Genomic DNA, 12,070 nt, shown 5'->3' with positions numbered 1-12,070 from the left:
AGCGTCATGGGTTACGGCGGGCCAAGGGCAACGGGGGCATGGATGCCGACGGGGAGCGTGGACGCCGACGGGCCGCCCGGAAGTCAGAGGCCGCCCAGCCACTCCGCGACAGCGGCGAAGTCCTCGTCCATGAGGCCGTGGCGGGGGTCGACCCGGTGGAGCAGGGCTCGCCCTTCGTGGTGGCTCTTCACCCAGGCCCGATCGGTGGCGGTGATCTCGTCGTCCACCCAGACGAAGGGACGGCCAGCTGCCCGGGCGACGAGGGCGCGCGTCTTCCAGTGGAGCCCGGCCGGGTCGTCCTCGGCGGAATCCTCCGGCCAGGCCATCACGGGCAGGGGCGGTAGGCCCAGCCAGGGCGCGACGCACTCGTTGGCATCGGCCATCCACGTCGTCGCCCACACCAACACACAGCCCAGCGCGGCCAGTCGTGGTCCGTGGGCGGGATTGATCCTCGTCAGCAGCGGATGTGCGGCGGCAGCACGGGGGCCCGAGACCGCGCGATACGTCGGGTAGCCCTCCGGGTACTGCTGCGGCGTGCCCCCGAACGGGATGAGGGGGCCGTCGACGTCGAGAAAGAGGAGGGGGCCCTGCCCGGCACTGGTCACGGCCGCACGTTACCGGTCCCGGTAGCCACCTTTTTGTGGGTACTGGGCAACGCCCGGCGGCGGGCCGATCCTGGTGGAGGGCGGTCGGAGGGCTGCCGGGCCAGGCGGGGTGAGGTGAGGTGGGGAAGGGGGCTTGGTGCGTCAGGACGCCGACTGGGGTTCGGTGAGCCTCTCCAGGCGGCGGTGGCCCCAGTCCGACAGGGCGTCCAGGAGTTCGGAGAGCTCCTGGCCCTGCGCCGTCAGGGAGTACGTCGTCTTCAGCGGCAGGACGTCGTGCACCTCCCGGTGCACCAGCCCGTCGGCCGCCATCTCGCGGAGCGCCTGCGTCAGCACCTTCTCGCTGAGGCCCGGGAGCTGACGGCGCAGTTCGCCCGGGCGGCGCGGGCCGGAGGCCAGTAGCCAGATCAGGCTCGTCTTCCACTTCCCGTCGATCACTGCGATCGCCGCGGTGACCCCGCAGACGTTCGGGTCCTCGGCACGGCCGCGCGTCATCTTCGCCCCGTTCGTTGAGAAAGTACCGATAGTTTTCTGGAGTTGAGCCATGTCTCTGCAGAGTAAACAGAGTGAACAGGGTGAGCAGCAGGAACAGTCTGCCGTCACCGTCATCGGGCTGGGGCCGATGGGGCGGGCCCTCGCGGGCGCGTTCCTCGATGCCGGGCTGCGGACCACCGTATGGAACCGGACGCCGGGGCGGGACCGGGAGCTGGTCGGGCGGGGTGCGGTCAGCGCCCCTTCGGCCGAGGAGGCCGTTGCCGCGAGTGGGCTGATCGTGGTCTGCGTGGTGAATTACGACGCCGTGGACGCGATCCTGCGGCGCGACGCGGTCGCCGGTGCGCTCAAGGGGCGCACGGTGGTCAACCTGACGGCCGACACCCCGGGCCGGGCCCGGGACGCGGCGGCGTGGGCGGACGGGCACGGTGTCCGCTACCTGGACGGGGCGATCATGACGCCCACCGTGACCATCGGGACCCCGGACGCCGTGCTCCTCTACAGCGGTCCCGAGGAGCTCTACCGCGAACACCGGCCCGTACTCGACGCGTTGGGCGGCAGCCACACCCACCTCGGCGAGAAGGTCTGCCGGGCCGCGGCCTACGACATCGCGCTGCTCGACATCTTCTGGACCGCGATGTCCGGCTACCACCACGCCCTGGCGGTGGCGCGGGCCGAAGGGATCACCGCCCGGGAGCTGGCGCCCTTCGCCGCGGGCATCGGTGCCATCCTTCCCGCGATCTTCGAAGAGGTCGCGGAGGAGGTGGACGACGGCACGTTCTCCGGCGAGGGCAATCCGCTCACCTCGGCGGCTTCCACCATGGCCCACGTCGTCCACCACTCCGAGGCCCATGGCGTCGACGCGGGCATCATGCGCGCGGCCGAGGGCCTCGCCCGGCAGGCCATCGGGCTCGGTCATGGGGCGGACGGGCTCCACCGGGTCGTCGAGCTCCTGGGGCGGAAGAGAGGTGAGTAAGTGATGCGTGGGGCAAGGAGGTTGGGGGTGGATACCCCGGCCGCCGCTCGTTCATACGAATGACAAGCAGCCTTCACACCCGGACGGAATGCGGGCCCGGCCGCCGCCCGTTGGCATCCGTATGGCTATTGGAGTAGCACTCAACGCGCGCGATGCCGACAACGAGATCGACGCCACCGTGGAGCTCGCCCGCGAGGCGTCGGCCGCCGGGTTGCGGTCCGCGTGGTTCGGGCAGCGCTTCGGCGCGGACTCGCCCGCGCTCGCGGGGATCGTCGGGCGGGAGGTGCCCGGCCTCCAGGTGGGGACGTCCGCCATTCCCATCTTCGGCCGCCACCCCCTGCTCGTGTCCAGCCAGGCCCAGACCGCCCAGGCCGCCACCCACGGCCGCTACCACCTCGGGCTCGCCCTTGGCGCCAGACACCTCGTCGAGGGCGGCTTCGGGATCCCCTTCGAGCGGCCCATCGCCCGGCTCCGTGAATTCCTCACCGCGCTCAGGGAGTTGACCGAGACCGGCGCCGCCGACTTCCACGGCGAGCTGCTCACCGCCACCACCCCGATCCCCGCGCGCGTCCAGGGCGCCGAGGCGGGAGTGCCGCTGCTCGTCGCCGCGATGGGGCCCCAGGCCCTCCGTGTCAGCGGGGAGCTGGCGGACGGGATCCTGCCCTATCTCGCCGGGCCGCGCGCCCTGGCCGAACACATCGTCCCGGCCGTCACCGCGGCCGCCGAGGCCGCCGGGCGGCCCGCGCCCCGAATCGTCGCGCTGGTGAACGGCGTGGTGACCGACGACGTCGACGCCGTACGGGAGCGGGTCGCCGAGCAGTTGGCGTTCTACGAGAAGATCCCGTCCTACATCCGCGCCATCGAGCTCTCCGGCGGCAGGCAGGCCGTCGATGTGGCCGTCATCGGCAACGAGAAGACGGTCGCCGCGGAGGTGCAGCGCTACCGGGACGCGGGGGCCACCGAGGTGGTCTTCGCGGGGACGGAGATCGCCGGGGACGCCGATCGGCGCCGTACCTGGGCGCTCCTCGGGGAGCTGGCCGGCTGATCCTCAGGGGTTCGGTGCCGCCCGAGGCTGCCCCGCTGCCGCATAGCGGGTCGCCAAGTGCGCGAAGGCCGAGGCGAGTTCGGGCGGGCCGATCACCTCGATGTCCGCGTCGAACCTGCCGATCGCGGCGGCCAGGCCGGGCCACGACCATGAGCCCAGGACCACGCGGCAGCGGTCCGGACCGAGCTCCTCGACGATTCCCTCGCGGGTGTGACGGAGGACCTCGGCGGCGGGGAGGGCGAGGATCACCTCCCCCCGGCAGGGCCATCCGCCGACGCCGTCCGGGCCCTGTGTGGCCCCGATGCCCCGGAATCTGGCGGTGATGAAGGCCGCCACGCTCCCGCCGGGCAGTTCACGCGGGGGGAAGCGCGGGCCGGTCGGGGTGCGCGGGGTGATCCGGTCGGCGCGGAACGTCCGCCAGTCGTCGCGGTCGAGGTCCCAGGCCACGAGGTACCAGCGTCTGCCCCAGGTGACGAGGTGGTGGGGCTCCACCCGGCGGGGCGGGGGTGGGCCCGAGTGCCGGGGCGTCTGCGGTGGCGTGCCCCTGGGAGGGGCCGGAGGTGCGGCGGCGCCCGAAGGCGCGGCGGAGCCCGGGGGCGCGGCAGGGGTGCCCTCGCACCCCTCCGAGGTGCCGACGGTCGCCCGTACCGGCCCCGACACCGGGCTGTAGTCGAAGCGCAGCACCTCACGCCCGTGCACCGCCGCCCCGATCGCCATCAGCACATCACTGTCCACCTGCGGTTCCGGCCGGATCGCCGGGCGGTCGACGGCGGTGACCCGGAGCGTGTCGACGCGGTGGCGCAGCCGGGCGGGCAGGACCTGGCGGACCGTGTTCAGCGCGCGGGCCGCCGCCTCCTCGATGCCCGCGCCTGTGGTGGTCGCGATCTGGAGCGCCACCGCCAGGGCCACGGCCTGCTCGTCGTCGAAGAGGAGCGGCGGGAGCTCCGTACCCGCGTCGAGGCGGTAACCGCCGTCCGGGCCCTTCATGGCCACGACCGGGTAGCCCAGCTCACGCAGCCGGTCCACATCGCGGCGTACGGTACGCGGGCTGACGTCCAGCCGTTCGGCCAGCAGCGCACCCGGCCAGTCCCGGCGCGCCTGGAGCAGGGAGAGCAGCGACAGCAGCCGCGCTGAAGTTTTCGGCATGACATCCATGGTGCACGGAGTAGCGGACACAACCTGTCCGCTTCTCTTGGGATGGTGGATCCGTGCCCGAGAGACGCGTACGAGCCGAGAACGCGTACGAAGCGAAAGGTCCGGTCCCCATGACTTCCCCCGAACCCACCTCACCCGCCCTCGCCCACGGCGACGAGCGCGCCGACCTCCTCGCCGAGCTGGCCGACGCGCGCGGCGCCCTGATCGGTACCGTGCGGGGGCTCAGCGACGAGCAGATCGCCGAGCGGCCGACCGTCAGCGCGCTCTGCCTGGGCGGGCTGCTCAAGCACGTCGCCTCCACCGAGGAGAGCTGGCTGCGCTTCGTGGTCGAGGGCCCTTCCGCGATGTCCTTCGAGCTGCCCGAGGGTGTGACCTGGGAGGACTTCGGGGCCGGTACCGCGAGCGCGTACCCCCAGTGGGCCATCGACCGACAGAACGACTTCCAGGTGCTGCCCGGTGAGACCCTGGCCGGCATTCTCGCGCGGTACGAGGAGGTCGCCGCCCGCACCGAGAAGGTCGTTGCCTCCCTCACCGACCTGTCCGTCACGCACCCGCTGCCCGAGGCGCCCTGGAACGAACCCGGAGCCGTACGCAGCGTCCGCCGCGTGCTGATCCACGTCATCGCCGAGACGACCCAGCACGCCGGGCACGCGGACATCCTCCGCGAGGCGATCGACGGGCAGACCTCGACGTGAGCCGTTCGCCCGTACCGGTGCTCGGGGCCCGCGCGCTCAACCGGGCCACGCTGGCACGGCAGTTGCTGCTCGACCGGGCCGACCTGCCGGCTCTCGACGCCGTCACGCACCTCTGCGGATTGCAGGCGCAGGAGCCGCAGGAGCCGTTCACGGGGCTCTGGTCACGGCTGCGCGGGTTCCGACCGGGGACTCTCGACGGCCTGTTGACCGGGCGGCACGTCGTACGGACCCACCTCATGCGGCGGACCGTGCACCTCGTCGCCGCCGCCGACGTCCTCGCCTGGCGGGGCCGCCACAACGCCATGCTGCGGCAGCGGGTGCTCGGGGTCTACCGCCGCGAGCTCGCCGGGGTCGACCTCGACGAACTCGCGGCGGCGGGGCGGGCGGTGCTGGCCGACGGCGAGCCCCGCTCGATGGCCGAGCTGGCCCGCGCGGTCGCCGACCGCTGGCCGGAGCCGGGGACGCGGCCGCTCGGCGAGATGCTCGTCGCCGGTGTCCTGCCGATGGTGCAGCTGCCGCCGCGCGGGGTGTGGCGGACGAAGGCGGGGGTGCGCAACGCCCTGGTCTCCTCCTGGCTGGGGCGCGAGGTCGACCCGCTGCCCCCGGACGACGGTTCGGACCCGGTGGGGCAGGAGCTCGTACGGCGCTACCTCGCGGCGTACGGGCCCGCCGCCACCGCCGACGTACGCGCCTGGTCCGGGCTGGCCGGGCTGCCGGGCGCGGTCGCCGCGCTCCGCGGGGAGCTGGTCACCTTCCGCGACGAGCGCGGCCGGGAACTGCTGGACCTGCCCGACGCGCCGCGCCCGGATCCCGAAACCCCGGCGCCCGTACGGTTCTTGCCGGCCTTCGACAATGCGATCCTCGGCTACGACGACCGCACCCGGATCATCGACGACGCCGACCGGGGCCTGTCGGTCGCCGGCATCCGGGTCGTCCTGGTCGACGGCCGAGTCTCCGCGACCTGGGACGTGGAGACGGAAGCGGGCGCGGACGCCCGCCGGAACACCGTGGCGGTCACTCCGCTGCGGCCGTTCTCCCGTGCCGAGCGGACCGCTGTCGGCGAGGAGGCACGGGAGCTGGCGGGCTTCCTCTCCGACGGCGAGAGCCATCGCGTACGGGTGGACTCGTCGGCGTAGCTCAGTCGGTCCCCCGGAATATGTGCTGGTCAGGGGCGTCCAGATCCTCCCCGGCCAGCAGGGCGGGCCGCACGGTCCACGGCGGACTCTCCGGGCGCGGGCGGCCGGCAGCCGTCTGCGGCAGGTACGCCGGCGGGTCCGGTGCCAGGGGTGGCAGCGGCGGGAGCGGTTGCCGTGGTGGCCGCAGCGGCGTGGGGTCGTGGTCGAGCATGACGTACTGCATGGCGCCTCCCGTGTTCATAAGGCCGCCCCGACAGGCCGACGCTGCGGGAGAGCCGCGTCGCGTGCGAGGAGGCACTCCTCCAGGAATCCGCAGACCCGCAGGTGGTACGTGCGGGCCGCCCAGCCGAGGCTGATGTTGTGGCCCGCGTCGGGCTGGTGGTCGACGCGTACCGGGGCCGACGCGAAGGGCCGGGTCAGCTCCGCCACCGCCTCCTCGTCGTGCCGCCACCACTGCTCCTGCTCGGCGAACGTGAACCGGACGGGGACCCGTACCCGTGCGGCGAGCTCCGGATACCGCTCCGGCCACGACGGGCCCTGCGCCGCCTCGATCTCCGGGACCGGGGAGAGGAGCGCCTGCCCCAGCCGGAAGGCGTCCGGCGGGTAGAGACGCAGGGCGCCCCAGTGCTTGCGCCACTCGCCCTGACCTCCGGGGCCGGGGAGTTGGTGCGGGGCGACGGCGAGGCGGTTGCCGAGCCCGGAGATGTCCAGGCCGATCAGTGCGTCACCGAAGGCGTCGGCGACCGCGTCACCGGACGGGCCACCCGATGCGTCGGCGGCTGCCAGCGCGAGCTTGCCGCCGTAGCTGTGGGCGACGAGGAACAGCCCGGCCCCGGTGGCGTACCGCGCCGAGAAGTCGGCCAGCGCGGCCCGCAGTACCGGTGCCGAGTCCTCCAGGGCCAGGCCCCGGGGCAGCCGTGCGGCGGAGAGTCCGTAACCGGGCCGGTCGACGGCGAGCACGGTGTAGCCGAGCTGGGCCCCCAGGGCGAGGAGCGAGAGACCGGGGCGGGCCCGGCTGTCGAAGTAGCCGGCGCGCATGCCTCCCCCGTGCAGGGCGACCAGGACCGCACGCGGCGCCGCGTCCACCGGCTCGGCGAGCAGGGCGGACAGGGTGAGGCCGGCGGCGTGCAGGGTGATCGCGCGGATCTGCGGTACGGGGGTGGGGGAGGCACTGGCCATGGTGGGCGCGGGGGCGGTCGGCGACAGCTGGGGCATCGGAACTCCTTTCGCACAGAGGGGTGTTGGGGGGCGAGTCCCCTATGTCGGGGCGGCTCAGCCCGTACCGCTCCCCGACGCCCGCCAGCCGCGCGGGTCCCGGTGCGGGGCCGCCCGCTCCGGGCGCCGCCAGCCGGCCGTGCGCGAGGGGCCCGCGCAGTCGTCCCCGTACGGCTCCGCCGCCGCGATCCGGCTCAGCAGTACCGCGGTCAGGGCGGCGAGGTCGGCCGCGTTGGGCTGCCCCCGCACGATCCGGAAGGTGGTGGCGGTCTCCACGCCGGGCACGGACACTGTGGCGGTCTCCACGCCGGGCACGATCACTGTGGCCGTCCCTACGCCGGGTGCGGTCGCTTTGGCGGTCTCCCCGCCGTTCGCGGTCACTGCGGCGGGTTGCCGTGCTTGCGCGACGGCAGGTCGGCGTGTTTGTGGCGCAGCATCGCCAGCGACCGGATGATGATCCGCCGGGTCTGGCGCGGGTCGATCACGTCGTCCACCAGCCCGCGTTCGGCCGCGTAGTAGGGGTGCATCAGCTCGACCTGGTACTCCTTGATCTTCTGCTGGCGCACCGCCTCCGGGTCGTCGGCGGCGTTGATCTCGCGGCGGAAGATGACGTTGGCCGCGCCCTCCGCGCCCATGACGGCGATCTCGTTCGAGGGCCAGGCGAGCGCGAGGTCGGTGCCGATGGAACGGGAGTCCATGACGATGTACGCGCCCCCGTACGCCTTGCGCAGGACCAGGGAGATCCGGGGGACGGTGGCGTTGCAGTACGCGTAGAGCAGCTTGGCGCCCCGCCGGATGATCCCGTTGTGCTCCTGGTCCACGCCCGGCAGGAAGCCCGGCACGTCGACCAGCGTGACCAGGGGGATGTTGAACGCGTCGCAGAACTGCACGAACCGCGCCGCCTTCTCGGAGGCGTTGATGTCGAGCACGCCCGCCGAGGAGATGGGCTGGTTCGCGACGATCCCCACGACCTCGCCGCCCATCCGGGACAGGGCGCAGACGATGTTGGTGGCCCAGGCCGGGTGCACCTCGAAGTAGTCGCCGTCGTCGACGAGTTCCTCGATCACGGTCCGGATGTCGTAGACCCGCTGCGGATCGTCGGGCACCAGCTCAAGCAGCCGGTCGGTGAGCCGGTCCGCCGGGTCGGTCGTCGGTCCGGCCGGGGGCAGGTCCCGGTTGTTGGCGGGCAGCAGCGACAGCAGATGGCGGACGTCCTCCATGCAGGCGCGGACGTCGTCGTACGCGAAGTGCGCCACGCCGGAGGCCGACGCGTGGACATCGGCTCCGCCCAGCCCGTTCTGGGTGATCTCCTCGCCCGTCACGGACCGCACGACGTCCGGTCCCGTGATGAACATCTGCGAGATCCCGCGCACCATGAAGACGAAGTCGGTCAGCGCCGGCGAGTAGGCGGCGCCGCCCGCGCACGGGCCGAGCATGACCGATATCTGCGGGATCACGCCGGACGCCTTGGTGTTGCGGAGGAAGATGCCGCCGTACCCGGCGAGCGCGGAGACGCCCTCCTGGATCCGGGCGCCCGCACCGTCGTTGAGCGAGACCAGCGGGGCCCCGGCGGCCAGGGCCATGTCCATGATCTTGTGGATCTTGGCCGCGTGCGCCTCGCCCAGTGCCCCTCCGAAGATCCGGAAGTCGTGTGCGTACAGGAAGACGGTCCGCCCGTGGACCGTGCCCCAGCCGGTGATGACCCCGTCCGTGTAGGGGCGCTTGTCCTCCAGGCCGAAGCCGGTGGCCCGGTGTCTGCGCAACGGCTCGACCTCGTTGAACGTGCCCTCGTCGAGGAGCAGGTCGATACGTTCGCGGGCGGTCAGTTTGCCCTTGGCGTGCTGGCGCTCGGTGGCCAGCGGATCGGGGCCCTTCCTGACCTCCTCCTTGATCAGGCCGAGCTCCTCCAGGCGCTCCATGGCCGTCCAGTGGCCACGTGCGGGCGGACGGGGGGCGGTGGCCTGGGAGGTGGCGGTCTGGGGGGCAGTGGTCTCGGGGGTGGTCTTCTCGTCGGTCGACATGGGTGCACGCTCCTCAACGTGAGCTTCGGGTGATCGTGCTGCCGGAACGTGGGCTTCGGGTGATCGTGCCGCCGGGGTTCGCACCCGGGGCGTCTTCGCCGTACGGGGCCTCTTCGCCGTACGGGGCGTCTTCCCCGTACGGGGCGTCTTCGCCGTACGGGGCGTCTTCGCCGTACGGGGCGTCTTCGCCGTACGGGAGTCCGGCGGGCAGCCACCGGACGGTGATGTGGTCCGGGCGGTCGCCGGGCACCGCGATCGCCGCCGCGTGCTCCGGCCCGGCGGGCAGGTCCAGGACCGCCCAGCGGGCGGGCCTGCGGCTGAGGTCGGAGCCCAGGTAGTCGGTGCGCGGGTGGCGGGACAGGCCGGTGCCCAGGGCCTTGAGGTACGCCTCCTTCCGGGTCCACAGCCGGCCGAAGTGCGCCCGGCGCTCGCCCGGCGGCGCGGCCGCCAGCTCCGCCTGCTCCCCGGGGTGCAGTGCGCGGGCGCACGCCTCGACGGTCTCCGGGGACGGCAGCCGCTCCACGTCGACCCCGATCACGCGCGGGGCGACCGCGACGGCGATCAGCCCCCGGCTGTGAGCCAGGGAGAAGTGCAGGGGCGGTCCGCCGCCGGCCTGGACCACGGCGGGGCGGCCGTGCGGCCCCGCGCAGCCGGGACAGGGCTCCCGTACGAACGTGAGGGCGCCGGGCGGCCGGTCGAGGTAGCGGCCCAGCAGCTGCCGCAGCGCCGTGTGCGCGGTCGCGTAGGCGGCCCGGTCGGCCGGACGCGCGAAGGAGGCCGCGCGCCGGAGCTCGGCGGCGCTGAGTCCGGGGGGCTGGGAGGCGGTGCCGAGTCCGGGGGGCCGGGGGGCGTGGCTGGGGCCGGAGGGCCAGGGGGCGTGGCTGGGGCCGGAGGGCCAGGGAGTGTGGTGGTCTGCGGGCGGACGGCCGGGGAGCGGCGGGCGTACGAGCCAGACGTCCACGTGACCGGGGGCGGGACGGGTGGGGACAGGGTCGGGGGCGGGCGCGGTGTCCATGGGTGTCCCTGGGGTCCGAGGGCCGGGGCGGGGGCGTACGTGCGGCGGGCCCGCGCTCCCCGCGGCCGGTCAGGGCGGTCCCGTACGCCGGGAGCGCAGGCCGGTGAGGGCGGTGAGCAGGCCGAGGCCGCCGACCGCGGCGACCAGGGTCAGCGCCGGGCGGCAGGCCTCGGCGAACTCGGCAGGGTCCGCCCCCGCCGGTGGCGCGGACCCGGTGAGCAGCGCGGCCACGAGGGCCACCGAGAGCGCGGCGCCCACCTGCACGGCTGTCTGGTAGAGGCCGCTGCCCGCGCCCCTTTCGGCGGGCGGGAGTTGAGAGGTCGCCTGGCTGTTCAGCGCGGCGAAGGAAAGCACGAACCCGGCTCCCACCAGCAGCATCGTGGGCAGGATTCCGGTGGCGTACGCCGGTGGCCAGGGCGTGCGCAGGAGCAGCAGGTACCCGGCGAACGGGAGGAGCGCCCCGGCGGCGATCAGACGCGGTGCGCCGAAGCGGGCGACGATCCGACCGGAGAACAGCGCGGTCACCACGAGGGGCGCGGCGGCCGGCAGAAAGGCGGCCGCGGTCCGCAGCGGGGACCAGCCCGCCAGGCTCTGGAGCTGGTGGGTCAGGACGAACAGCAGCCCCAGATAGGAGCCGTTGAGGCAGGCCGCGCCCAGCGCCGAGCGGATCATCGCGCGGCTGCGGAGGGCTTCGAAGCGGATGAGTGGGTGGGCGGAGGCGCGTTCCAGGGCGACGAAGAGGGCGAGCAGGCCTGCGGCCAGGGCCAGCAGCCCGGTCGAGCGGAGGTCGGCCCAGCCGTGCGCGGGTACGGAGGTGATGCCCTGGACCAGGGCGAGCAGGCCGGCCAGGAACGCGGCCGCGCTCGCGAAGCCGTAACGGCGGAGGGGTGGGCGGGGTGGGCGGCCCGCTCGGTTGCCGGCCGGGGGGCCGGGCGGCCGGCCGACCCGGTCGCCGGTCATGGTGCCGGGCGGTCGGCCCGCCCGGCCCCCGGCCGTGGTGCCCGGTGGCCCGCCCGTCCGATCGCCGGCCGTGGTGCCGGGCGGCCGGCCGACCCGATCCCCGTCCGTGGTGCCCGGTGGCGGCCCCCCTCCGTTCTCCTCCCCCGCCCCCGGGATCAGCCGCAGCCCCAGGACGAACAGCACCAGGACCGCCGGGGCCGGGAAGGCGAAGGTCAGCCGCCAGCTGAAGCCGGTCAGCCAGCCGGAGAGCAGAAGTCCTGCCGTGAATCCTCCGGCACCGAAGAGGGTGTACACGGAGAGGGCCCGGTTCCGCTGCGGGCCCTCGGGGAAGGCCGTCGCGATGATCGCGAGTCCGGTGGGGGCGGTCAGCGCCGCGCAGAAGCCCTTCACCACCCGGGTGGCGGTGAGGAGCGAGGGGTCCTCGGCGAGGGCGCCGACCAGTGAGGCGGCGGCGAAGCCGACGAGGGCGGCGAGGTAGACCCGGCGCCGCCCCAGCAGCGCCACGGCACGGGCGCCGAACAGCATCAGGCCGCCGAAACCGACGGCGAATCCGGTGATGGTCCACTGCATCGTGGTGAGGGGCGCACCGAGGTCCGTGCCGATCGCGGGCAGCGCCACGAGCGCCACGGACACTTCGAGCGCGTCGATGAGCATGTTGCCGGCGAGCACGACCAGCAGCCCCCACATCCGGGGGCTCCACCGGGCGTGCGCCGGAGCGGGTGCGGTGTGCGAAGGGAGGAGGGGAGAGCTGGTCATGA

Annotated in this window: 13 protein-coding genes; 4 read left to right on the top strand and 9 right to left on the bottom strand. The window is 74.0% G+C overall.

What is annotated here, in order from left to right:
• Window positions 1-83 precede the first annotated feature (83 nt).
• Window positions 84-605 (bottom strand): HAD domain-containing protein, encoded by a 522-nt coding sequence (locus IE264_RS20980; RefSeq protein WP_032758782.1) that lies wholly within the window; start codon window positions 603-605, stop codon window positions 84-86.
• Window positions 606-746: 141 nt separating this feature from the next.
• The gene (locus IE264_RS20975) at window positions 747-1,097 is read right to left on the bottom strand and encodes a winged helix-turn-helix transcriptional regulator (RefSeq protein WP_032758780.1); all 351 of its coding nucleotides are present in this window, start codon (window positions 1,095-1,097) and stop codon (window positions 747-749) included.
• Between the two features lie 49 nt (window positions 1,098-1,146).
• On the opposite strand from IE264_RS20975, the gene IE264_RS20970 reads away from it, so the two are divergent.
• Together IE264_RS20970 and IE264_RS20965 are read left to right on the top strand one after the other, a co-directional pair.
• Window positions 1,147-2,070 (top strand): NAD(P)-dependent oxidoreductase, encoded by a 924-nt coding sequence (locus tag IE264_RS20970; RefSeq protein ID WP_032758779.1) that lies wholly within the window; start codon window positions 1,147-1,149, stop codon window positions 2,068-2,070.
• A 121-nt stretch (window positions 2,071-2,191) separates the two neighbouring features.
• Window positions 2,192-3,115, top strand: a complete 924-nt coding sequence (locus IE264_RS20965) for an LLM class F420-dependent oxidoreductase (RefSeq protein WP_032758778.1) — start codon at window positions 2,192-2,194, stop codon at window positions 3,113-3,115.
• 3 nt (window positions 3,116-3,118) lie between these two features.
• On the opposite strand, the gene IE264_RS20960 is transcribed toward IE264_RS20965, so the two are convergent.
• Window positions 3,119-4,261 (bottom strand): helix-turn-helix transcriptional regulator, encoded by a 1,143-nt coding sequence (locus IE264_RS20960; protein ID WP_032758867.1) that lies wholly within the window; start codon window positions 4,259-4,261, stop codon window positions 3,119-3,121.
• Between the two features lie 119 nt (window positions 4,262-4,380).
• On the opposite strand from IE264_RS20960, the gene IE264_RS20955 reads away from it, so the two are divergent.
• Entirely contained in the window at window positions 4,381-4,965 is a 585-nt protein-coding gene (locus IE264_RS20955) for a DinB family protein (protein ID WP_032758777.1), read from the top strand.
• Window positions 4,962-6,101 carry a winged helix DNA-binding domain-containing protein gene (locus IE264_RS20950; RefSeq protein WP_032758775.1) on the top strand — a complete coding sequence of 380 codons (1,140 nt, stop codon included), beginning with the start codon at window positions 4,962-4,964 and terminating at the stop codon, window positions 6,099-6,101. Before IE264_RS20955 ends, IE264_RS20950 begins: the two co-directional genes overlap by 4 nt.
• A 1-nt stretch (window position 6,102) precedes the next feature.
• On the opposite strand, the gene IE264_RS20945 is transcribed toward IE264_RS20950, so the two are convergent.
• From IE264_RS20945 to IE264_RS20920, 6 genes are all read right to left on the bottom strand, one after another.
• Window positions 6,103-6,324 carry a hypothetical protein gene (locus IE264_RS20945; RefSeq protein ID WP_032758774.1) on the bottom strand — a complete coding sequence of 74 codons (222 nt, stop codon included), beginning with the start codon at window positions 6,322-6,324 and terminating at the stop codon, window positions 6,103-6,105.
• Between the two features lie 14 nt (window positions 6,325-6,338).
• Entirely contained in the window at window positions 6,339-7,280 is a 942-nt protein-coding gene (locus tag IE264_RS20940; protein ID WP_051821923.1) for an alpha/beta hydrolase, read from the bottom strand.
• Between the two features lie 93 nt (window positions 7,281-7,373).
• On the bottom strand, window positions 7,374-7,622 hold the full coding sequence (locus tag IE264_RS20935) for an acyl-CoA carboxylase subunit epsilon (RefSeq protein ID WP_229887667.1): 249 nt from the start codon (window positions 7,620-7,622) through the stop codon (window positions 7,374-7,376).
• A 71-nt stretch (window positions 7,623-7,693) separates the two neighbouring features.
• Window positions 7,694-9,337 (bottom strand): acyl-CoA carboxylase subunit beta, encoded by a 1,644-nt coding sequence (locus tag IE264_RS20930; RefSeq protein WP_015610261.1) that lies wholly within the window; start codon window positions 9,335-9,337, stop codon window positions 7,694-7,696.
• Window positions 9,338-9,350: 13 nt separating this feature from the next.
• Window positions 9,351-10,352 (bottom strand): 4'-phosphopantetheinyl transferase family protein, encoded by a 1,002-nt coding sequence (locus IE264_RS38025; protein ID WP_190167676.1) that lies wholly within the window; start codon window positions 10,350-10,352, stop codon window positions 9,351-9,353.
• 69 nt (window positions 10,353-10,421) lie between these two features.
• A complete protein-coding gene (locus tag IE264_RS20920) occupies window positions 10,422-12,068 on the bottom strand; it encodes an MFS transporter (protein ID WP_032758771.1) in 1,647 nt (548 codons plus the stop codon).
• Window positions 12,069-12,070: the final 2 nt, after the last annotated feature.

This window comes from Streptomyces microflavus (genome assembly GCF_014650075.1).
Lineage (GTDB): Bacteria > Actinomycetota > Actinomycetes > Streptomycetales > Streptomycetaceae > Streptomyces > Streptomyces microflavus.
This window is presented reverse-complemented; position numbering and strand designations above follow the sequence as displayed.